Origin of the sequence: Mesorhizobium sp. M1A.F.Ca.IN.022.06.1.1 (assembly GCF_003952605.1) — a bacterium.
In the GTDB taxonomy this organism is placed as follows: Bacteria; Pseudomonadota; Alphaproteobacteria; order Rhizobiales; family Rhizobiaceae; genus Mesorhizobium.
Map to the genome: position 1 here is coordinate 859261 of NZ_CP034455.1, position 20435 is coordinate 879695.

At 63.0% G+C, this 20435-nt stretch carries 21 protein-coding genes and 1 tRNA gene; 13 read left to right on the forward strand and 9 right to left on the reverse strand.

The window, feature by feature from the left end:
- Nucleotides 1-57 precede the first annotated feature (57 nt).
- The 5 genes from EJ078_RS04380 to EJ078_RS04400 all read left to right on the forward strand — a co-directional run bounded on the left by EJ078_RS04380 (nt 58) and on the right by EJ078_RS04400 (nt 5288).
- Nucleotides 58-954, forward strand: a complete 897-nt coding sequence (locus tag EJ078_RS04380) for a LysR substrate-binding domain-containing protein (protein WP_066999260.1) — start codon at nt 58-60, stop codon at nt 952-954.
- A 390-nt stretch (nt 955-1344) separates the two neighbouring features.
- Complete coding sequence (locus EJ078_RS04385; RefSeq protein ID WP_095801538.1) at nt 1345-2439, forward strand: ABC transporter ATP-binding protein; 1095 nt, start codon at nt 1345-1347, stop codon at nt 2437-2439.
- Nucleotides 2440-2507: 68 nt separating this feature from the next.
- Nucleotides 2508-3620, forward strand: a complete 1113-nt coding sequence (locus EJ078_RS04390; RefSeq protein ID WP_095779108.1) for an ABC transporter substrate-binding protein — start codon at nt 2508-2510, stop codon at nt 3618-3620.
- 23 nt (nt 3621-3643) lie between these two features.
- Nucleotides 3644-4477: an ABC transporter permease gene (locus tag EJ078_RS04395; RefSeq protein WP_127215619.1), complete on the forward strand. Its 834-nt coding sequence runs from the start codon at nt 3644-3646 to the stop codon at nt 4475-4477.
- A gap of 4 nt (nt 4478-4481) precedes the next feature.
- Nucleotides 4482-5288 (forward strand): ABC transporter permease, encoded by an 807-nt coding sequence (locus EJ078_RS04400; protein WP_066999249.1) that lies wholly within the window; start codon nt 4482-4484, stop codon nt 5286-5288.
- 249 nt (nt 5289-5537) lie between these two features.
- On the opposite strand, the gene EJ078_RS04405 is transcribed toward EJ078_RS04400, so the two are convergent.
- Nucleotides 5538-5813, reverse strand: a complete 276-nt coding sequence (locus tag EJ078_RS04405; RefSeq protein WP_127215620.1) for a hypothetical protein — start codon at nt 5811-5813, stop codon at nt 5538-5540.
- Complete coding sequence (locus EJ078_RS04410) at nt 5810-6169, reverse strand: metalloregulator ArsR/SmtB family transcription factor (protein ID WP_066999308.1); 360 nt, start codon at nt 6167-6169, stop codon at nt 5810-5812. The genes EJ078_RS04405 and EJ078_RS04410 overlap by 4 nt, the downstream gene beginning before the upstream one ends.
- Before the next feature lie 423 nt (nt 6170-6592).
- Between EJ078_RS04410 and EJ078_RS04415 the strand changes: the two genes are divergently transcribed.
- The 3 genes from EJ078_RS04415 (at nt 6593) to EJ078_RS04425 (ending at nt 7834) form a co-directional block, all read left to right on the forward strand.
- Nucleotides 6593-6811 (forward strand): hypothetical protein, encoded by a 219-nt coding sequence (locus EJ078_RS04415; protein ID WP_245299680.1) that lies wholly within the window; start codon nt 6593-6595, stop codon nt 6809-6811.
- A gap of 115 nt (nt 6812-6926) precedes the next feature.
- Complete coding sequence (locus EJ078_RS04420; RefSeq protein ID WP_067330667.1) at nt 6927-7172, forward strand: DUF982 domain-containing protein; 246 nt, start codon at nt 6927-6929, stop codon at nt 7170-7172.
- 359 nt (nt 7173-7531) lie between these two features.
- Nucleotides 7532-7834, forward strand: a complete 303-nt coding sequence (locus EJ078_RS04425) for a DUF982 domain-containing protein (protein WP_067330665.1) — start codon at nt 7532-7534, stop codon at nt 7832-7834.
- A 389-nt stretch (nt 7835-8223) separates the two neighbouring features.
- Here the strand turns inward: EJ078_RS04425 and EJ078_RS04430 are convergent, their stop codons facing one another.
- Both EJ078_RS04430 and EJ078_RS30795 read right to left on the reverse strand, forming a co-directional pair.
- Complete coding sequence (locus EJ078_RS04430) at nt 8224-9186, reverse strand: glycosyltransferase (RefSeq protein WP_127403578.1); 963 nt, start codon at nt 9184-9186, stop codon at nt 8224-8226.
- A 93-nt stretch (nt 9187-9279) separates the two neighbouring features.
- Complete coding sequence (locus tag EJ078_RS30795; RefSeq protein ID WP_306462598.1) at nt 9280-9861, reverse strand: CatB-related O-acetyltransferase; 582 nt, start codon at nt 9859-9861, stop codon at nt 9280-9282.
- A 233-nt stretch (nt 9862-10094) separates the two neighbouring features.
- Between EJ078_RS30795 and EJ078_RS04440 the strand changes: the two genes are divergently transcribed.
- Complete coding sequence (locus EJ078_RS04440; RefSeq protein WP_067330655.1) at nt 10095-10880, forward strand: hypothetical protein; 786 nt, start codon at nt 10095-10097, stop codon at nt 10878-10880.
- A gap of 143 nt (nt 10881-11023) precedes the next feature.
- On the opposite strand, the gene EJ078_RS04445 is transcribed toward EJ078_RS04440, so the two are convergent.
- Together EJ078_RS04445 and EJ078_RS04450 are read right to left on the reverse strand one after the other, a co-directional pair.
- Nucleotides 11024-11100 (reverse strand) — tRNA-Arg (locus tag EJ078_RS04445).
- A gap of 117 nt (nt 11101-11217) precedes the next feature.
- Nucleotides 11218-11523, reverse strand: a complete 306-nt coding sequence (locus tag EJ078_RS04450) for an ETC complex I subunit (RefSeq protein WP_066999298.1) — start codon at nt 11521-11523, stop codon at nt 11218-11220.
- 291 nt (nt 11524-11814) lie between these two features.
- On the opposite strand from EJ078_RS04450, the gene EJ078_RS04455 reads away from it, so the two are divergent.
- The 3 genes from EJ078_RS04455 (at nt 11815) to EJ078_RS04465 (ending at nt 15925) form a co-directional block, all read left to right on the forward strand.
- Nucleotides 11815-12786 (forward strand): NAD(P)H-dependent oxidoreductase, encoded by a 972-nt coding sequence (locus EJ078_RS04455; RefSeq protein WP_127215450.1) that lies wholly within the window; start codon nt 11815-11817, stop codon nt 12784-12786.
- 131 nt (nt 12787-12917) lie between these two features.
- The gene (locus EJ078_RS04460) at nt 12918-14087 is read left to right on the forward strand and encodes an NAD(P)/FAD-dependent oxidoreductase (protein ID WP_127403583.1); all 1170 of its coding nucleotides are present in this window, start codon (nt 12918-12920) and stop codon (nt 14085-14087) included.
- A 335-nt stretch (nt 14088-14422) separates the two neighbouring features.
- A complete protein-coding gene (locus EJ078_RS04465; RefSeq protein WP_164750456.1) occupies nt 14423-15925 on the forward strand; it encodes a PAS domain S-box protein in 1503 nt (500 codons plus the stop codon).
- Nucleotides 15926-15993: 68 nt separating this feature from the next.
- Here the strand turns inward: EJ078_RS04465 and EJ078_RS04470 are convergent, their stop codons facing one another.
- Nucleotides 15994-16422 carry a hypothetical protein gene (locus EJ078_RS04470; RefSeq protein WP_127215448.1) on the reverse strand — a complete coding sequence of 143 codons (429 nt, stop codon included), beginning with the start codon at nt 16420-16422 and terminating at the stop codon, nt 15994-15996.
- A 439-nt stretch (nt 16423-16861) separates the two neighbouring features.
- Between EJ078_RS04470 and EJ078_RS04475 the strand changes: the two genes are divergently transcribed.
- Nucleotides 16862-17182, forward strand: a complete 321-nt coding sequence (locus EJ078_RS04475; protein ID WP_127403580.1) for a hypothetical protein — start codon at nt 16862-16864, stop codon at nt 17180-17182.
- Between the two features lie 42 nt (nt 17183-17224).
- Here the strand turns inward: EJ078_RS04475 and EJ078_RS04480 are convergent, their stop codons facing one another.
- Both EJ078_RS04480 and EJ078_RS04485 read right to left on the reverse strand, forming a co-directional pair.
- Nucleotides 17225-18952: an SEL1-like repeat protein gene (locus tag EJ078_RS04480; protein ID WP_127403581.1), complete on the reverse strand. Its 1728-nt coding sequence runs from the start codon at nt 18950-18952 to the stop codon at nt 17225-17227.
- A gap of 43 nt (nt 18953-18995) precedes the next feature.
- Complete coding sequence (locus EJ078_RS04485; RefSeq protein ID WP_127403582.1) at nt 18996-20402, reverse strand: HlyD family type I secretion periplasmic adaptor subunit; 1407 nt, start codon at nt 20400-20402, stop codon at nt 18996-18998.
- Between the last annotated feature and the right edge of the window lie 33 nt (nt 20403-20435).

Here is a 20435-nt window from a genome sequence, read left to right on the forward strand (position 1 = left end):
TCTTCAAAAAGTGATATGTTTTCCCGGCTCGTGCAAATTCGGTTCACCTGAGGCCTCTTGCGCATACCTTCCACGCAGGCGCTTCGCGCCCTCGACAGTTTTGCTCGTCACGGCAGCGTGTGGCGCGCGGCCGATGAACTCCACCTCACCCGCAGCGCCGTCTCGCATCAGCTGAGGCTGCTCGAACGCGACCTCGGCTTCGATCTCTTGCAGCGCATCGGCAAGGGCGTGGCGCTGACGCCGCGCGGCCAGCGCTACGCCGCCGATGTCAGGAAGGCGCTGACCGTGCTCGGCGACGCGGGGACGCAGAACAGCGGCGCCGGCGTCGGCGGCTCCTTCGGTATCTCCTGTCCGCCGGGCTTCGCCTCGATGTTCCTATGCACCCATATCGGCGAGTTCCAGCAGATGTATCCGGACGTCGCGCTCTCGGTGCTGACGCCGCGGCGGCTCGACGATGTCAGCAATCCGGAGGCCGACGCCTTCATCGCCTTCGGCGTCGGCAACTGGCCGAACCGCGCGGTGGAGCTGCTTTGCGAGGTCTCCTTCACGCCGCTCTGCAGCCCGACGTTGCTCAACAAGGTGGGCGGCTTTTCCAAGCCCGCCGACGTCCTGCGCGCCAACCTGCTGCATCTCAGCGATACCGAGGACTGGGCGCGCTGGCTGGCGCTGTCCAAGGTGGAAAATCCCGACACCGAAGGCGGCATCTTCTTTTCCGACATGAACCTCGTCTTCTCGGCGGCAATCGCCGGCCAGGGCATCGCCATGGGAGACGAGCTGACCGGCCGCCGGGCGCTGAGCGAGGGCAGGCTGGTCAAGCCGTTCGAAGCGACGGTGCCCTCGCCGCGCTCCTACTATCTGGTCTTCGAGCATGCCAAGGCGGGCCACCCGGTACTCAATGCCTTCAGCGACTGGCTGCGGGCGAAGCTTTTGGAAAGCAGACTGGCGAAGTATTGAAGGCGGGGACGCCGGCACGCCTTGGGATGTCCCTCGGAGTGCCAACCGTCCGGTCGTCATCCCCGGGCTTGATCCGAGGATCCATTCCGTGGCGATCGCGAAAGGCACGCTTGATCAGAATTTTGCACCGTTGCAGCTCCCAGAGGTCACGGCATGGCAACCAGGGTCTGCGCGCGTCGCTTCGCTCCTTGCTCCGCCCTGAAATGACGACGGCATGAACGCTTTCGCCAATCGCGAAGGTTGGCGAGCCCGCCGAACGCCCAAGTTTGGGAGACGCTCCCGCCACCTGCCCATCCGTGAATCAAATTTGCCGAACAGACGAAAACTATTCGGTTGCGGTGAACGCGCGCCGTGCATACGATTTGAAACAAGCGTGAGGACGAAGGCAGGATGCAGCAACCCGGCCGGGCCGCAGAGATCAAGGCGAACGGGATAGGCAAGAGCTTCGGCTCGTTCCGGGCGCTGGACAATCTCACGCTCGATATCGGCCGCGGCGAGTTCCTGACGCTGCTTGGGCCATCCGGTTCCGGCAAAACCACCTTCCTGATGATCTTGGCCGGCTTCGTGCAGCCGAGCGAGGGCAGGCTTTTCAGCGACGGCACCGACATTACCGACCGGCCGGCCGAACAGCGCGCTGCCGGCATGGTATTCCAGGGCTATGCTTTGTTCCCGCATATGAGCGTGGAACAGAACATCGCCTTTCCGCTCAAGGTGCGCAAGAAGTCCGCTTCCGAGATCAAAAGCCGTGTCGGCGAGATGATCGAGCGCGTCGGTCTCAAAGGCCACGAGAAGAAATTGCCGGCGCAGCTTTCCGGCGGCCAGCAGCAGCGCGTGGCGCTCGCCCGCGCCCTGGTGTTCGAGCCGGGCGTGCTGCTTCTCGACGAGCCGTTCTCGGCGCTGGACAAGAGCCTGCGCGGCCAGATGCAGGCCGAGATGAAGCGGCTGCACCAGGAGACCGGCACCACCTTTGTCTTCGTCACTCACGACCAGAGCGAGGCGCTGGCGCTTTCCTCGCGCGTCGCCATCTTCAATCACGGCAAGCTCTTGCAGGTCGGCAGGCCGGACGAGGTCTACGACCGGCCGGCCAGCCGCTTCGTCGCCGAGTTCCTGGGCGAGATCAACATGCTGCCGGTGAAGGGCGTCAAGCCCGCCGATAATGGCGCCACCGGTGTCTGCGAGGACCGGGCGGTCAACATGCGCTGCAAAGCAGAAAAGGTCCGCGGCGACGCTATCCTGGCAATCCGGCCGGAACACATGTCGATCGCGCCGGAGGCAGCGGCCGGCGAAAACGGCATCGCCGCCACTGCTGTCGCTTCGACCTATCTGGGTGCGGCGACCAAGCTCGACCTGACCACGCGCCAGGGTGCGAAGGTCACCGTCTCGGTGCCGAACGAGGTGGCGGCGGCAGCGTTGAGCAAGGGCAATTCCGTCTGGCTGACCTGGCCGGCGGAAAAGGGCTTCCTCCTGCCGGACGGAGGACAATGAGCGCCGAAGCGGCGTGAATTCGCCGCGTCGGTTTCCGGATCAGATCAATTAAAACAAGGGGAACTGACATGAACGAGACCAAGAAACAGACCATCGACTCCCTCGCAGAGAGGGCAAAACGCGGCGAGATCTCGCGCCGGCAATTCGCGCAGCTTGCAGGCCTCGTGCTCGCCGGCACGCCGATGCTGCTGCGCTCGACCCATGCTCAAGCCGAGACCAAGGGGCTGGTGCTAGTGAATTGGGGCGGCGACGCCATCACCGCTTACGACGCCGCCTACGGCCAGGCCTTCACCAAGGATACCGGCATCCCGGTGAAGATGGACGGCTCGGGCCCGACCGAGGGCGCGATCGCCGCGCAGTTCAAGAGCGGCGCGCCGACCTGGGACCTGGTCGACGTCGATCCGTTCTCGGCCATTACGCTGGGCGGCCAGGGCATGCTCGAGCCGATCGACTACAAGATCGTCGATAAGAGCAAGATGCGGCCGGGCTTCGGTTGGGAGTTTGCCGCGTCGACCTATTTCTTCTCCTACGTGATCGCCTACGACTCGCAGAAGTTCGGCTCCAATGCGCCGACCGGCATGGCCGACTTTTTCGACGTGAAGAAATTCCCGGGCAAGCGCTCGCTCTACAAATGGGGCGTGTCGAGCTGGGAAGCCGCCCTGCTCGCCGACGGCGTGGCGCCCGCCTCGCTCTACCCGCTCGACCTCAAGCGCGCGCATGACAAGATCGCCGCCTTCAAGGAAAACGTCGTCTCCTATTGGGGCGGTGGCGCCGAAAGCCAGAGCGTGTTGCTCAACGGCGAGGCTTCGATGGCGATCGTCTGGTCGACGCGCGCCTCGCTGATCGAGCAGGACTCGGGCGGCCAGATCAAGTTCATCTGGGACCAGGGCCTGATCTCGCCCGGCGCGCTCGCGGTTCTGAAAAACAATCCCGGCGGCAAGGAAGCTGCGATGAAGTTCATCGCCAGCACGCAGGATCCGCAGAAGGAACTGGTGATGTTCGACAAGCTCGGCCAGGGTCCGGCCAACCCGGCCGCCGACGCGCTGATCCCGGCCGACAAGAAGCGCATCAACCCGGTCGATCCGGAAAACATGAAGAAGCAGATCCCGCTCGACATGGAGTGGTACGCCAAGAACTACGGCGCGGCGCTCGACGAATACACCAAGATCATCTCGGCTTGAGCGGGCGGAGATGCTGAACTGACATGAGGGGCACCCTCTCCGACAGGACGGGCGCGGCGCTGTTGATGGCGCCGCTGCTCCTGTTCCTGGTCCTTGCTTATGCCTGGCCTTTCCTCGGCGTGGTGAAGTGGAGCTTCACCTTGCCGACGCCGGGACTCGGCCAATATGGCGCGCTGGTCAGCGATCCGCTGGTGCAGTCGGTATTCGTCCGCACGTTGCGCATCGCGGCGATCGTCACCATCGTTTCCGTCACCGCCGCCTATGCGATCACGGTCGTCTGGGTGCGCGGCAGCCCGGTGCAGCGCGTGCTTGCGGAATTCTGCATCCTGGTGCCGTTCTGGATCTCGGTGCTGACGCGCGCCTTCGGCTGGGTGGCGCTGTTGTCCAACCGCGGCCTCGTCAACACCTGGCTGCAATCGATCGGCTTCATCTCCGAGCCGCTGACGCTCGTGCGCAACGAGTTCGGCGTCATCGTCGGCATGTCGCATTTCCTCATCCCCTTTGCGGTATTTCCGCTGGCTTCGGCCATGCGCAGCCTCGACGAGCGCGTGCTGCTCGCGGCGCGCGGGCTTGGCTCCAGCCGCATGCGCACCTTCTGGACGGTGTTCGTGCCGATGACGCGCTCGGGCATCATCGGCTCGGCGATGATCACCTTCGTCTTTTCTCTGGGGTTCTTCGTCACGCCGGCGATCCTCGGCGGCGGCCGCAGCGTGATGATCGCCGAACTCATCTATCTTCGCATCTTCCAGAGCCCGGACTGGGGCCTAGGCGCGGCGATAAGCGTCGTGCTGGTGGTGTTCGTCGGCGCGCTGATGGCGCTTTTGTTCCGCTACGTCAAACCGAGGCAATTGGTGTAGGGCGATGCCGACCTACCGCCCTGGCCCCGTCTCGCTCATCCTCGCCGTCCTGGTGGCGCTGTTCCTGCTTATGCCGTTGCTCGCCGTCATCCCGGTGTCGCTGACGCCGAGCCGCATGTTGACCATGCCGACCGGCGAACTGTCGCTGCGCCACTACCGTTCGCTGATCGAGGATCCGCGCTGGCTCGAGTCCATCCTGCTCTCGATCCGCATCGGTGTGGTCAGCAGCGCGCTTTCCACGGTGCTCGCGCTCACCTTCAGCCTCGGTGTGTGGATGTTCCAGCCGCGCTTCACCGCCGCCCTGGTCGGCTTCGTGCTTTTGCCGATGGTGGTGCCGCCGGTGGTCTCGGCGGTGACGCTCTATTTCCTGCTCACCTCGGTCTCCGGCATCTCGTCCTTCTTCGGTTACGACACCTGGCTGGGTGTCGCGATGGCGCATTCGGTGATGACGGTGCCCTTCGCCACCGTTCTGATCCTGGTCTCGCTCAGCCAGCTCGATCGGCGCATCGACCTCGCCGCACGAGGCCTGGGCGCCAGCGTGTGGGAGCGCGCGACGCGCGTCATCATGCCCAACATCAAGTTCGGTATCGTCACCGCGGCGCTCCTCTCCTTCGTGCTCTCCTGGGAAGAGATCGGCGTGACGCTGTTCATCACCTCGGTGAACGCCATCACGCTGCCGCGCCTGATGTGGATGGGCCTGCGCGACAACATCGATCCGGCGATCGCAGCCCTTTCGGTGATCCTGATCATCATCACCGTGCTGGTGCTCGCCGCGCGAAGCGTGATTACGCGCCGGCGAGCCGCACCGTAAATCCGCGGCTTTGTCCCAAAACGAAAGAGGCCCGCCGGGAGCGGCGAGCCTCTGACGGTGCCAAAGTGGAAGTCTGGCCCGTGGTGATCCGGGGGTGTGGATCGCGTAAAGTCTAGCCACCCGAAGTCCGGCGCGCGATTTACAAATCCGTAAACTTCGCCCCACCTGAGCGAGCGGCGGAGGCAGAAAAGAGACGTAATATCATCGCCTTGCGAGCATCCGCGACCGCGCCGGCGCAGCATCCTTCAATCAAAAGTGATGGGAAGAGCGCGAGAAGTCGAGCCCGATCGGCGACGACGGCCAGCCCGTGACGACATGACGAAATCCGGCCGCTACCGGTTTCCCCGGCAGCAGCATTTTGGCCAGGATCGCGTCCCGGCGAATGAAGTGATCATAAAGTGCCGCCAGGGCAGGTATGCCGGCCGGCGCATTGCCATCCTGTTTGCATCGCGCCTTCAGAGGGCGCGCCGCGCAGGCGAAGCAGGCGAAGGCTGCTCGCCCTCGCCTGCGGTCGGAGCCGTTCAAGCGGCCTGCGGCGGCCGCATTCTTTCGACAAGAGCCTGCCGGGCCGGGCCGGCGAGCGGCCTGTCCATGGTCAGCAGCCCGTCGAGCAGAACGAGGAGCTCACGCGCCGCGGACGACTTGCAGGAATAATAGACCATCTGGCGGTCGCGGCGGGTGTCGACCAGGCCAAACCTGCGCAGTTTGGCCAGATGCTGGGAGAGTGCGGACTGGCTGAGTTCAACCTTGTCGGCGAGCGCGCCGACAGACAATTCGCCCTCGGCCAGGTAATTCATGATGAGCAAACGCTTCTCGTTGCCCATTACCGCAAGAAAGGCTGCCGCGCTTTCTGCGTTTGCGGTAAGTTTCTTGGTCACCATCGGTTTCCCCATGTTCATGCTCTTCCGAGGCCACGGGGGCAATGGCTTCGGAATTCCAGAGCATTTGATGGGCCTGCTCCGACACGCAGTCGGAACCTGCCCTGCTTCTTTGTTCGACCAAAACCCTCCGTAACCCGGTTGCCACCACGTCGGGATCTTGGTCTCGGACAGCCTGCGCCGCGTTGTTGCGCGACGCAAGTTGGCGCAGACTCGGAATAATTCCGCGCCGCTAATGAGTATCAGCGCTTCGTACTTTCAGCAAGATAGCGAAGCTGGCCCCATCTCCGGCATGCCGTCGAGCAGACAACGAGACGAAAACCTGACCGGCCGGGCGCCGCGAAAGACGCATGTTGTCGCCGTTTCCTTGAGGACTCAGCCCGTTTCCGAACCCGTGCTAATGTTTAGCCGGGGAGCAAGGGGGACATGAGCTGGAGGAAGAAGCCCGTGTCCAACATGTCGCGAAACACATTCACGCCCGCCGAGACGGCGCTGTTGGGGCGTGTCTTCGAGAGCGGCCGCATCGATGGAGAAACCGAAGAGCAGAAGGAGGCGCGCGCCTCCCGCATCATCGCCAATTACATGGCCGGCATCACCGATGAGACGGAACTCATCGAACTGTCCCGCAAGCCGCTCGGAAGATAGCCGGCAGCCACGCCCGTTACCGGCGCGCTGCTCACATCCTGTTGAAATATCGGGATGAAACTTGCCGCGCGGTGGCGCGTTTATCATCCGCTCACAACGCATTAGGGGTTTCGCGATGATCCAGGGATGGTTTTCCAGGCCGGTCGAAGTCGCCGTCGGCGTGGCAGGCTCGATCCGACACATTTCCAACGCCCAGCAGGCTGTGGAGCTGCTGACGGGCCAATGGCGCGACGCCGGCAGCGCGCAGCATGGCGCGGCGCTGCGCGCCTGCCGCCGGGCAATGAGCGGCGACGTTCCGGCCGACAATGCCAGGGAAGTCTTCATCAGCGCAGCGCGCGAAGCGCATGTGCTGGTCGAATAGTGCCAAGGCGGCATCCTGTCTTCTGTAGAAGAGCGACACGACGCGCGAATTGACCGGACGCTTCCGCGCCGGCCGAAACCGCTGCCTGACGCGTTCATCCGCCTGTCGGCTCCGATCTCGCCGCGGACGACAGCGCGGCCAGTGACGTTGTCACATGTTTTTGCGCGGCGCGCCGGCGCAATGAATCCGCTACGTGAGCAACTCCGGCCGGCCCATCGCTAATCTCTAAAATTTTCCGGAACATTATCGGCAGTGTTTGGTTAATGCGCGGGTCCGCCGATCATCCGGGGCCCGCATCCCAACAGGCGCCTGCCGGCGCCGTTGCTTATCAAAAGACCAACATATGAACGGAGCATGTGATGAACGACGTCTGGTTTTCCGAGCCGGTCGTGATCGATTTCGAACCAAGCGGACATCGCAAGGTCTCAAGCTGCTTCGAGGCAGTCGAATGCCTCGACCTGCGCTGGCCAAGGCGGGCGCGCGACCGCGCCTGGCGGTCGGCAAGCCGCGTCTGCCGCGACGCGCTCGACGGCTTGAGAAGTCCTACCGAAGCCCGCAAAACCCTGCGCAAGGCAGCGAAGGCCGCCGGCCTGCTGGCCCGAAGCGTGTCGCGATCCCGTGCGGAAAAATCCGCCACCCGGATCGTCTCGAATTACCGCTAAGGACTTGCTCCCGGCGGCCCGTAAGCCAGAAACTTCGGAACATTGCAGCCGCCGACCTGTTACTTCTCCGTAGTCTCCTGACTACACGGGTTCCAGACCCAAGCCGAGCCCGTTCCGGCTTCCCATCGCCGGGGCGGGCTTGATTTTGTGCGGTATTGGTTGCGCGGCATCCCAGCGAGTGAGGGGCAGCGACCGACGCATACTTTTCAGCACGCCCTTGCGGACATCCTGACGGGGATACATGAAAACGCCGGCCGCTGGACTTTCGGGGCGCCTGTTGTTCAGGCCGTATCATTTCAACGAGCCGGCCGCCGGCGCTCAATGCGAAGCGAGAGGCATGGTGAACGGGCGGCTAATATCCACAGGATGCGGTCGATTTGGAAAGAAGATCAGCCAAACCCGCCGAGCACCTCCGGGAATTGTACGGCCATCGCGCCCTCTTCCGCTTGCCTTGCGTAGATCTGGTGCATTTTCGCCGCGTCGTAACGCGCGCGGCGGCGATGCACGTCGTTACCGAAGAGACCGCCGACGGCATCGAAGCGGCGGAGGAAGCGTTTCGTTATCCCGCGCTCGAACGGCAGCCGCTGCCGGAAGGGCTTATTCCAAGGCGTATCCTCTGCCAGATCGCGCCAGATCTTGAGGGCTTCAAGCTCGACTCCAATCTGGCTGCCCCAAGGCTTGCCGCCCGCGAAATGCCGTGCATAGGCCTGAGAAAACCGATAATCCCGGGCGCCGTTCGACATCAGATTCCAGTTCGGGTGCATCGTCTGCCATTTGCCCTCGAAGGCGACATTAAGCGCGTTCTGGTCGTTCATTTGTCGATGGATCGCGGTCCGGCGCGTCCGTTCCAGGAGGCCTTCCACGCGCACCGCATCCATGTCGAAGACCACCACGCCGGAATTGAAGTATGGCGCGCCCGGCTGCATCCTGAAGGTTCTGCGATACGACGGCCGGAAGTACATGTAGTCGTCGTGCGCCGCCAGCAGCGGCGCGTCGAGCTCCTGGCAGGCCAGGTCGTTGATGTCACGATTGAACAGGACATCACAATCGGTGTAGGCGATCCGACCATAACCGTCGAATTGCGGTAGCAGGTCCGCGAACAGGCGGACATAGGCGGCGATGCTGTAGGTACCGAAGCGGAAGCCAACGCGTTCCATGAAGTCGGACACGTCGAGCAACGCTACTCTGTCGCCAAGCAACCGCCTCGCGACTTGGATATCGCTCTCATCAGCCTTCACGTGGAGAATGAAGCCATCGATTGGCGCGGAAACATCCAGTATCCGGCGCGCTACCAGGCATGCATAGGGAAAATACTTGCTATCCGCGGCCAAGAAGTAGCATGGGCGCTGCAAGCCTACCTCCGTAATATCGAGCTTCGTACCAAGGGTCTTTCAAGATCGACCGTGAATATCCGGCTGAGCCGCCGAATGTTTATCCCAGCCGCACTACACTGAGGCGATGCCTGCCACAAAATGCCTGCCGGTGAAAGCCTCGATGGGACCGGTGAGCGCGCCGGCTTCCTTTTTGATCTTTTCGTCGTCCCATTCCCACCACCGGATTGCCAGCAACTTCGAAATTACATCCTCAGAGAAACGATATCTGATCAGTCGGGCCGGAGAGCCCCCAACGATCGCATAAGGCGCCACGTCCTTGGTGACCACGGCCCCGGTGCCGACCACTGCGCCGTCGCCGATCGTCACACCTGGCAATATTATGGCGCCGTGACCAATCCAAACATCATTGCCAATCGTGACGCCGCTCGGTCTGCCGCCATTTCGGACGGGATCTGATTGCTTCAGCATCCGGCTGTGGATCGGAAATGTCGTGGCGCGATCGGTCAAATGCTGGCCGGAGCACATGAAAAGCACGTCACCCGCGATCGAGCAGAAAGCCCCGACCGTCAGCGGGGCCTCCTTCGAGGGAAAAAAGACCTTCCGTCGTGACAAGCCATAAGTGTGGCGTCCCACGGTCACGTGTTCCGGCAGCTTCGACCGAGCGTTCCTCAACCAGGTGGACAATACGGACATTCTGAAGCCCCGCCTCCAGCACCATAGCGACATAGCCGCAGATGGGCCCAATCCACAAGCTCAGGAATTTCCCAAAGTCGGGCGAGTGGTCTTCAGTTTGAGACTAGATTGCCGAAGACTTTGATCGCCGCATTTTTCCTCTGTTGGTGTTGTGTTTGCGGTGGATTGGGGCCGCGAGTGTTGCTAGTGGAGCGAACCGCCCCTTCGACTTAACAGAATGACGACTTGACTGAATGAATGACGTCTTTGGTTATATCGCCTATGGCGATAACGAGCTTTATCACCTCGGTGCGCTACTCAGCGCACTCAAGCTTTTGCACCATAGCCCGAAAGCCAGGATTATCGTGGCAACTGACAAGCCGGCATTCTTCCGCGGATACCCGCTTGAGACTATCCTAGTGAGCGCCGAGAAGAAGAAGGAGCTATCCTTCGATTGGCGCTATCATTTCGGGATCAAGGCTGGGGGCCTTATCGAGCTTTTGAAGCGCGCTGACCGATTGCTTTTCATGGACACGGATATGTACCCGGTCGGAGACCTGTCCCGAGCCTTCGGGGCTATTAGGCCCGGCCATTCAATCATGCGTCTTTGCGAGGGGCCGCATGCGTGGTGCCCGCGGCTGGAGGGCAAAGGTGTTCGGGTCGGCGACCATGTTGTGACCGGCCATGAACCGATGTGGAATAGTGGCGTCCTTGGCGTGCACCGCGACAACCTTCCTGCCTTGCTCGATGCCTATCTTCCGATGCTCGCCGTTCACGAGATCGCCAAGATAGATGCTGCTGAGCAGTTCTGCATTGGCATCGCCTTATCCCAAGATGGCCGAACCGTCAGTCCGCATCGCCTGAAAATCAGGAACTACAACACGCGGGGCAAAAAGCTGTTCGCCGGGCAGCGTGTTCGTCAATTCTTCAGTCTCTACGGCGACGCGACAATTGCCCAGCAAATCGCAAAAGCCGCTCGATATCGTCTTTGGCGAACTCCCGTAGACCTATGGCACCAGCGACGCATGTGGTCCGCTTGATCTTGGTTCCCACGCAGGGTGCAATCAAGCACGTGCCCGCCGCCTCTGCCATCCGTGAGAACGACCAAGATGAAAAGTTGGAACTCGCCTTGTTGGCGAGTTGGAGCTTTTCAAAGCAATAGCAGCTAAGTGGTTGAAATTGATGGCGATCCCGGCAGGATTCGAACCTGCGACCATCGGCTTAGAAGGCCGGTGCTCTATCCAGCTGAGCTACGGGACCGCTGGCCGGCCGGAGCCGGCTGATGCGACTATGCGGATGGATCTAAAAGGATGATCCGCTCCGATTTTGTTACGCAATTCCGGACGGAAAACCGCTGAGCACTTTTGCTCGGATTGCTCAATGCGTCCAGGGCGTCCTGCGGTCATAGCGGAAATTGTCCGAATAGGAAATCTGCCGGCGCTTCGGCTCCTTCGGCTCCTCGACACGATAGGCAATGCCCTGCTTCTCGGCATAGGCGACCGCCTCTTCCCTGGTATCGAAGGTGAGCCGCACCTGGCTCAGCATATCGCCGGACGAGGTGTAACCCATCAGCGGGTCGATCTTCTTGCGCTGGGCTGGATCGAATTCCAGCACCCAGTGGCCGGTCTTGGCCTTGCCGGACTGCATCGCGGTTTTGGCTGGGCTGAAAATGCGCGCGGACATGGCCACCTCTTTGCCGCCCGAAGACCGGGCAATCATTTAGCGCGCGCCAAAAGGCCGAATGGGAGCCTTAGGCCACGCGCCAGCCCGTCAATACTGTGCAACGGCGCCGGCGGCAAGGCCATACGCAGCCACGGCTTGGCCAGCGGAGGTCGGAACCTCGCGCCAGCCCGGACATTAACCGAAATGAGAGGCGACCAGCACAGCCGCTCCGACCAAAGGTCCAAGGTTGCGGGGCCTTCGTTATGTCCGCCTCGCGTCGCCATCCCCCTCAACAAGCCTGGACAGTTCGCCATGACCATGACAACCGAACATCCCGTCCTGCAGCTGGCCCTGCTTGTCGGCAGTCTGCGGGCCCAATCCTACAGCCGCAAGATCGCCAAGGCGCTGGCGGCCCGCGCACCGGATTCGTTGCGCTGCCGCTTCATCGAGATCGGCGAGCTGCCTTTGTATAATCAGGATCTCGACGGCGAGACGCCGCCTGCCGCCTGGTCGGCGTTCCGCGCCGCCATCGGGGAATGCGACGCGGTGCTGTTCGTCACGCCGGAATACAACCGTTCGATCCCGGGCTGCCTGAAGAACGCCCTCGACGTCGGCTCACGCCCCTCTGGCAAGAGCGTCTTCAAAGGCCTGCCCGCCGGCGTCGTCAGCGTCAGCCCAGGCAAGATCGGCGCCTTCGGTTCCAACCAGGCGCTCAGGCAGACCTTCGTCTTCCTCGACATGCCGGTGATGCAGCAGCCGGAGGCCTATATCGGAAATGTCGCCGAGCTGCTCGACGACAGCGGCGCGGTTAAGAACAGCGACACGGCCGCCCTCCTGAAAGATTTCATCGAGGCGCTGGAGACGTGGATCAGAACCGTGCGGCCGGGCGGCTCGTCCTTCGACGCCTTCATGAAGCAGCGTGAGAAGATCGCCGAGGATTATGTCAACGGCAACGCTGCATCGCTGAAGGCAATCGTGACGCATAGCGAGCCGGCCACCTTCTTTTCGCCGCGCGGCGACCATCTCGAAGGCGCCGATGCCGTTGCCGGCCGATACGAGCGCGACGCCGCCAGCTTCCACGAAGGCGGCAGCACCGACATCGAGGTGCTGCAGGCCTCCGCGAGCGGCGATCTCGCCTTCTGGACTGGACTGCAGCATGCGAAGGCGCGCATGGGCAAGAACGGACAGCCGGCCGAGATGACCTTGCGGGTGACGGAAGTGTTCCGGCTGGAGGACGGCGCGTTCAAGCTTGTGCATCGCCACGCCGACCCCGCCAACGGATAATCTCCCTATCCGCGACACAATGCCGGGCTCTTTGCAACCACGGCCTATTCCCATTGCCTCGTCAGCGGCATATGTCGGATACATGGCCGTGGCACGTGAGAGCCATGACGACGATAAAGACAAGAATGGGCATGGAAGCGGAAATCTCGTCGGATTGGACCGGCGAGCCGGCGATCCTCGAAGGCGCGATCGTGATCGGCGCCGGCGCGGCCGGATTGGCGGCGGCCTACGCCCTGATCGAGGCTGGGATCGCCACCGAGATCCTCGAGCGCGAGGGGCGGCTGGCCGAGCCCTGGCACCACCGCCATGAGAACCTGCATCTCAACACGCATCGCGACCTCTCAACGCTGCCCGGCGTTTCATTTCCGCAAGGCACGCCCGCCTTTCCGCACCGCAGCGCGGTGATCCGCCTGTTCAACGACTTCGCCCAGACGCACCGGCTGCCGATCGCCTTCGGCGTCGTCGTCGAGGAAATCGATTTCCGCGGCGATCACTGGCTGCTGAAGACCAGCACGGGACCGCGAGCGGCGCGCCACGTGGTGATCGCCACCGGGCGCGACCGACAACCCTTCATCCCGGCCTGGAAAGGCATGAAGGATTTTTCGGGCAAGATCGTCCATTCGGCGCATTTCGGCCGGGCGAGCGACTATGCTGGGACAAAAGTGCTGGTGGTCGGCGCCGGCAATTCCGGCTTCGACGCGCTCAACCATCTTTCCGGGGTCGAGACCGGGCAGATGTGGCTCTCGGCGCGCAACGGGCCGTCGCTGCTGCCCAAGCGCATCGGCAAGATCGCCGTGCATCGTTTCTCGCCCGTCATGGCGAGACTGCCTGCCCGGCTCGCCGATGCGGTGATGGCGGCGACGCAGCGGCTGGTCTTCGGCGATCTCGGGACGTACGGCCTGCCCCCCGCCCCGTCGGGCGGCGCCAGCCGCCTCGGCTCGGACTATACGGCGATCGCCGCCGATGACGGTGCGGTCGACGCGATCAAGGCCGGCCGCATCATCGTCGTGCCGCAGGTCAAGGAATTCAGGCACGACGGCGTCGTTCTCGAAAGCGGCCAGTCGATCGCGCCTGACATCGTCATTGCCGCCACCGGCTACCGCACCGGGCTGGAGGCGATGGTGGGCAGGCTCGGCGTGCTCGATGCCAAGGGAGTGCCGCTGTTCAACGGCCCGGCGAACGACCCGAAACTGCCCGGCCTCTGGTTCACCGGCATGCGGCCGAGCATTCGCGGCTGCTTCGCCAATGCGCGCATCCAGGGCGCGGCGATCGCCGGCAGGATTGCCAAGCAAAGGCGCTGAGGCGCTAGTCTGCGCGCGAGGCTTCCGTTTTGGGCCGGCCCCGGAAGCTTTAAATGCCGCGAGCGTCGGAGTGCAGCGCAGCCTGGTAGCGCACCTTGATTTGGGACCGCCGGGGCTTAGGCGAATTGCCATTTGGCTAAAGCCGCTAGACGGGCGCCGCTCGCGGCTCGTCGGCGACACCAGCCGCCGCGCCGCAAGGCGACAAGTCCTATTGCGAAACCGCGCAAAGCGCATATTGTCGAGCGTGGTCGGGGATCGTACCCGGCGGTCGAAGAGGCGATCGACGCGGTGCTGCGTTAGGCGATTGGGTCAAGGACTCGATGCAGCAAGGGGCTATGAGTGTTACGGCCACAGGGCGCGGCCAGCGTGAGCAAGCCGACGGCGATATTGCCCGCGAGCAAACCGTCCTCTTTCGCCTCACCGACCGACTTTACCGCGCCCATGGCCTCGTCGAGATCTACGATGCGGCCCTGGATGCCATATGCGACGCCCTCGGTTCGTCGCGCGCCTCGATCCTGAGATTTGACAACCACGGCGTCATGAGCTTCGTCGCGTGGCGCTCACTGTCTGAAGAATACCGCAAGGCTGTCAACGGCCACACGCCGTGGACAAGCGATCAGCGCAACGCCGGGCCGATCTTTGTCGAGGATATTCGGTTCAGCGGTGAATCTCAGCAACTCATCGAAACGGTCCTCGGCGAAGGCATCGAGGCGCTGGCCTTTATCCCGCTTGCCAGCTCCCGCGAGCTCATCGGGAAGTTCATGGTCTACTACCCAGCACCCCATAGCTTCACCGATCGTGAACGCGAACTTGCGTTGACCATTGCCCGCCAGCTCGGGTTTGCGATCGAACGGGACCAGGCGGAAACCACTGCAGCGCGGCTAAGCGCGCTTGTCGAATCCTCAGATGACGCGATCATCGCGACGGATCCGGACGGCATCGTCACGGACTGGAACCGTGGCGCCGAGCGTCTCTACGGCTACCCCCGCGCGGAAATTATCGGTCGTTCGCTCATGTTGCTGATACCGCCCGATCGCCAGAACGAGGACCGGGAGATTCTGGCGCGCATTCGGGATGGAGAGCATGTCGAGCATTTCGAGACCGTTCGCCTGCGCAACGACGGCAGTATCGTTCCCATCTCTTTGACCGTTTCCCCCATCGCGGACGCGTCGGGCACAATTGTCGGTGCTTCCAAGATCGCCCGCGGCATCTCCGAGCGGCTGCGCTCACAAGAGCAGCGGGAGATACTGCTCCGCGAGATGGACCACCGGGTGAAGAACCTCTTCGCCATCGCAAGCTCGATCATCAAGTTGAGCGCCTCGACCGCCGAAACGCCGGCGGCGCTCGCCTCGATCGTGTCTGACCGCCTCGGTGCCTTGGCGCGGGCGCATGCGCTGACGATGCTCACGTCGGATGGCCGCTCTGCTCAGGTCTCCGCGAGCCTGCATACATTGGTGAACGCGATCCTCGCGCCATACCGCCATGCGGCCGATGAGCATCCCCGCTTCGCGATCACCGGCATCGATATTCCCGTGCCCGCGGCAATGATCACGCCACTTTCCCTCCTGCTGCACGAATTCGCCACCAACGCCGCCAAACATGGCAGCCTCTCGGCGGCCGCCGGCTCAATAGAGATCGCTTGCGCCAATCGGGACGGCAAGGTGCTTATTCAATGGCGAGAGGTTGGAGGACCACCTCCCGTCGCAACCGAAGAAGAAGGTTTCGGGAGCCGCCTGGTCCGCGTCGCCGCGAGCCAGTTGGGCCGAGTCGAGCGAAACTGGGACCCGGCCGGCGTCACTATCGAGATCACGCTTGACGGTGAAAGATTTTCTGCCTGACGACCAGAAGGCCGAGCTGAGGTGGGGATCTCCTCGGCCGGGTCGACCAATCAAGCATGACAGTCGGGCTAGCTCATGTCCCTAGCGGCGTCTTCGATCAGCTTGACAACCAAATTGCGAAACCTCTCGCCGGACCTGTTCCCTATATTTCCAACATCCTCGGCGACCATACCGGGTGACGAAACCGACACCTCCCCACTGACGTGAACGTTGACGGTGAATACCCTTCCGGCGGTGTTTTTCACTTCCGGCTTTCGGTAGATTCGAAACCGAACAGAGGGCGTCAGCGCTTTGTCACGGCCCCGCGGAACGGTGTCTATGTCGATGGTCATCTCGCCCGACACCTCTGCCTTGGCCGCTACCAACGACGCAACAACGACATCGTCCAGCCAGGCCCTGGCTTCGGTGCCGAAATCCGGCGCCGTGGCGTTCGCATCCTCCTCTTCATGGCGAGGAGCTTTCTTGCCGCGCTCAAGGGCTTCTTTGAACTTAGCCACCTAATCGCCTCCGACTTGTCAGCCTATGAAGCGGCGCTCACATTGGTCACCGCCCTGCCAATCAATAAAACGCGCGCCATCCCAGTGCGTTGCAATGACCGCTAACAAGCCTTCGCAGCGCGGTTGATGGGTCGACGGGGGCGACGCGCGAAACTTCGCTGGCAAGGCGCGTTCCTGGCTCGCCATCAGACGGCGCCGCCAGCAGGGCAAGACGCTGGATTGTCTTAGATCGCGCCGTCAGCGGCCATCGCAACGCGCATCGGCGAACGACCGCTGCTGGGTCGGCGACGATCGGGCGACCAGGGCTTTGTGCGCGCGTGGCCGCTTGCGCCCCGCCCGGCAGCCAGGTGGTACCTCTTTATCAATGCTTCACCATAGGAACAGCGGTCCCGGAACCTTTCTGATTGCTGCGAACTTCTGGAATTCCATGAATCCCAAAATGAAGGACTTCGGCATGAAAGTCACTGCAGCAGGCATCGACCGCATCAAGATCGGCAACGCCGACGCGAATGGCCAGGGCGCGCATTTCGTCGTTTGGCTTTATCTTCAGGTCGACGAAGGCGGCACACAAACCGGTCAGGAACTGGTGGTGTCGGTCCCGTACGACGCGCAGATGACCTTTGATGAAATCGCTACCCAGGCTTTCGAGAAGGCGCACGCCCTGCTTGTCGCCTGCTGCGAGATAGATAAGTCCATGTGGTGGAAACAGTTCAACCACAGCCTTGCGCCGCTGCCTGAGTGGACGCCCGGCGCGCAGTAGTCGGGCGCGGCCGATGCCGGTGCAACCTTGGCAATGAACGCCTCAGCCGGCCAATTCGGAAAGTTCGTCGGCCGCTTCCTCAAGACCTTGCGCCGCCGCTCGCTCGAGCCAAAGGCGGCCGACTGCCGGGTAGTGCTCTCCGGCTAGGCCCTTCGAGAAATATCGGCCGAGCATCAGTTGGGCCTGCCCGTGCCCACGCTCGGCCGCCGCCGCAAACCATTTCTGCGCCGCCACGTGATCGACCGGCAGTCCCTCGCCGGAGCTCTGCAGCGCTCCGAGAGCAAACATTGCGCCGGCATGTCCGTCGGCAGCAGCCCGTCGGAACAGCTGTATTGCGGCTTCGGGAGAGCGTTTGCCTCCGCTGCCATTGAGCAGCATCTCAGCAAGTGCCACTTGCGCATCGAGCATGCCGCCTTCGGCCGCTTGGGCAAACCAGGCACGAGCCTGTTGCGCGTCGGCAGCCACGCCGCGCCCGTCCCTGAGAATGCGCGCATACATGTACTGAGCCTCAGCCACGCCTTCAGCCGCGCGCCTCAGCCATTGCGCGGCGCGAGTTTCATCCTGGTGCACGCCGACGCCTTTGGCGAAACACAGCCCGAGATTGAAGGCGGCGATAAGGTCGCCCGATAATGCGGCCGCCTCGAACCACCCCGCTACGCTCGTGATATCGTCCGGCTCGCCGACTCCCTGCAGAACAAGATTGGCCAGATCGACTTGCGCTGCCCGGTTCCCGCTGCTTGCGGCGGTGCGCAGCCAATGCGCCCCCTCTTGCTCGTCCCTGGCGACACCGTTTCCCGTCAGGTAGAGAGAGGCCAGCGCGCGAGCGGCGGCCTGGTGACCCCCCTCGGCCGCACGACGATACCAAATTGCCGCCTCTGAAAAGTCCGGCGGCCGGCTCTTCACGTTACGATCGCCGAGAAGATTCGCCGCCTCGAAATTGCCCGCCAATGCCGCACGCCGTATCCAGGCCTCTCCGGTCACAGGATCCTGATCTCCGAGGCTCCCGTCGACAAGCGCCAGACCCAATCGGAATTGGGCCGCAGGAAGCCCTTTCTCCGCAGCTGACTGGTATAATCGCGCCGCACCCGCAATGTCGCCTGCGACGCCGCGGCCGTGTTCGGTCAGGATCGCGAGAAGATAGATTGCCGTCGGCAAGCCAGCGTCCGCCGCCCGCCGGACCTCATCGGCAATCCTGGACCGGTCTGCCGACAGACCCCGCCGTGCCAGCGCCAGGGCAAAACCAAGGCTTCCTTCGGCGCAGCCGGCCGCGGCCGACCGCTCGTACCACTTACAGGCAGCATCCGCATCGCGCATTGGTTCGGGACCGCTGGTCAGGATGTAGCCGAGGAGTGCCTGGCCGGTGGCGGAGCCCGCCTCGGCCGCCTTCGTGGCAAGGTCGAGCGCTGACGCAAAGTCTGGCTCGCTCGTGGTGTCCTCCACGAACAGGCGTTCCGACTCGGAGCCCTTGTCAGTCTCGGCTGTCGCCATCCCGGTCACGTAGAGTGCGGCGAGAAGCGCCTGCGCATCAGCGCTCCCGTGATCCGCTGCTCGCCGCAGCCAGCGCGTCCCCTCTGCCCGGCTGGGCGGCACGCCGGAACCTTCGAGATAGCAACGCGCGACCCGATACTCGGCCTGGCCTATGCCCGCACGCGCAGCCGTGGCGAAGAGCGGAAAGGCCTCGGTGGGCTTGCCATTTTCAGCAAGCTGGATCGCCCTGCGCAATGCTACGGATGGGCTAGCCAAACCAGTCAGGCGATCCAGGATTGTCATCGATGTCAGCCTCTGGCTGCTCCGGTTCCTCTTGAGCTGCAGACTACGGCTCGCGCATCGCTTCCTGACCGATCGGGAGCATCACCCCAAGCATGTATTTGAGCACCGTGCGCCGGCCGACCTGAACGTCGGCGGTCACCGGCATGCCGGGGGTGAGGGCAAACCCGGCGGGTACGTCATGCAGCGCGACCTGATCGATGGAAATGCGCGTCCGATAGAACGGTTCTGTGTTCGAGGGCAGCATTGCCAGCGAACTGTCTGGATCGCGGGCTTGCTCCTGAGCGGAGAAGGAATCCGGACTGAGCGTGCGCACGGTGCCGTGAGCGAGGCCGTATTGCGAATAGGGGAAGGTATCGAACTTGATGACGACAGGATCGCCGACATGGACGAAGCCACTGCTTCGGCCGACGACATTTGTCTCGATCTCGAGCGGCGCCTTGGCGGGCACCAGCGTGATCAGGCGCTCGCCCGACTGCAGGACCGAGCCGACCGACACCTTTGCCACGGACTGGACAATGGCATCGCCTTCGCTTTTCAGCTCGACCAGTTGCTTGCGCAGCTTTGCCTTGTTGAAGAGCTCGCGCGCGTCGGACATGCGAGAGCTCGCCTCCGACAAACCTTGCGAGACTTCCGCGCGCCAGCCTTGAATGTAGCCGGCGCGGTCGGCGGCTACCGCAGCCTGCTGGCGCCTGGCAGCTTCCGCCGTCTGCACGGCGTTGCCGAGCGCGCGCGACATTTCGGCCGAATTGTCCTCGGCCAGCAGGGTATTGAGGCGGCTCCCGACTTGCCTTTCTTCCAGCTGCTTGCGCATCTGTTCTATCGATGCCGCGACGGAGAGCCGCTGCCGGTAGCCAGCGGCATCAGATTGCGCGCGCGAGATCACGGAAGTGAGTTCATCGCTTTGCCGATCGAAATTCTCCAGCTTAGCCTCGTAGACCGCCTTGCGGCGCTCGAAGATCGAGGCCTGCAGGGTCCAGCTGGGGTCGAGGCCGTCATAGTTGAACTCCTTGCCGTCGGCCTCCGCCTTCAACCGTGCCACTTCGGCCTCAAGCGTAGAGACCTGCATGGCCAAGGCCTGCAGGTCTGCCGAGGCGAAGGTCGAATCGAGACGTGCAAGCAATTGGCCGGCTTGCACATGCTGTCCCTCGCGCACTTCGATCGAGCGGACGATCGCCGTCTCCAGCGGCTGCACGATGATGTTGGGCGATTGTGAAACCACGAGCCCCCTCGTCGTCACGACCTGGTCGACCGGTATCAGTCCTGCCACGGTGATCAAGACGATCACGAGGCTCGAAATCATCCATACGATGCCGCGCGCCGCCCGAGGAATCGGCGCATTCGAGACTGCTGTCGACGGCCATTGGAACTCGAGTATGGCCGGCGTCGTCGGATCGTTCGTTTTCGCTCGGCCCCAGCGAGCCTGGCGGACGGTGAGCGAGGTGCTACTCATGGCTTACCGGCCCTTGTTATCCAACTCATCTTT

Excerpts from the sequence above, each read along its gene's own strand:
- EJ078_RS04440 (WP_067330655.1), top strand. The coding sequence starts at position 10,095 with ATGAATGACGTCTTTGGTTATATCGCCTATGGCGATAACGAGCTTTAT.
- EJ078_RS04385 (WP_095801538.1), top strand. The coding sequence starts at position 1,345 with ATGCAGCAACCCGGCCGGGCCGCAGAGATCAAGGCGAACGGGATAGGC.
- EJ078_RS04420 (WP_067330667.1), top strand. The coding sequence starts at position 6,927 with ATGATCCAGGGATGGTTTTCCAGGCCGGTCGAAGTCGCCGTCGGCGTG.
- EJ078_RS04410 (WP_066999308.1), bottom strand. The coding sequence starts at position 6,169 with ATGGTGACCAAGAAACTTACCGCAAACGCAGAAAGCGCGGCAGCCTTT.
- EJ078_RS04475 (WP_127403580.1), top strand. The coding sequence starts at position 16,862 with ATGAAGGACTTCGGCATGAAAGTCACTGCAGCAGGCATCGACCGCATC.
- EJ078_RS04425 (WP_067330665.1), top strand. The coding sequence starts at position 7,532 with ATGAACGACGTCTGGTTTTCCGAGCCGGTCGTGATCGATTTCGAACCA.
- EJ078_RS04455 (WP_127215450.1), top strand. The coding sequence starts at position 11,815 with ATGACCATGACAACCGAACATCCCGTCCTGCAGCTGGCCCTGCTTGTC.
- EJ078_RS04395 (WP_127215619.1), top strand. The coding sequence starts at position 3,644 with ATGAGGGGCACCCTCTCCGACAGGACGGGCGCGGCGCTGTTGATGGCG.
- EJ078_RS04460 (WP_127403583.1), top strand. The coding sequence starts at position 12,918 with ATGGAAGCGGAAATCTCGTCGGATTGGACCGGCGAGCCGGCGATCCTC.
- EJ078_RS04400 (WP_066999249.1), top strand. The coding sequence starts at position 4,482 with ATGCCGACCTACCGCCCTGGCCCCGTCTCGCTCATCCTCGCCGTCCTG.
- EJ078_RS30795 (WP_306462598.1), bottom strand. The coding sequence starts at position 9,861 with ATGTCCGTATTGTCCACCTGGTTGAGGAACGCTCGGTCGAAGCTGCCG.
- EJ078_RS04480 (WP_127403581.1), bottom strand. The coding sequence starts at position 18,952 with ATGACAATCCTGGATCGCCTGACTGGTTTGGCTAGCCCATCCGTAGCA.
- EJ078_RS04415 (WP_245299680.1), top strand. The coding sequence starts at position 6,593 with ATGAGCTGGAGGAAGAAGCCCGTGTCCAACATGTCGCGAAACACATTC.
- EJ078_RS04390 (WP_095779108.1), top strand. The coding sequence starts at position 2,508 with ATGAACGAGACCAAGAAACAGACCATCGACTCCCTCGCAGAGAGGGCA.
- EJ078_RS04465 (WP_164750456.1), top strand. The coding sequence starts at position 14,423 with ATGAGTGTTACGGCCACAGGGCGCGGCCAGCGTGAGCAAGCCGACGGC.
- EJ078_RS04485 (WP_127403582.1), bottom strand. The coding sequence starts at position 20,402 with ATGAGTAGCACCTCGCTCACCGTCCGCCAGGCTCGCTGGGGCCGAGCG.
- EJ078_RS04450 (WP_066999298.1), bottom strand. The coding sequence starts at position 11,523 with ATGTCCGCGCGCATTTTCAGCCCAGCCAAAACCGCGATGCAGTCCGGC.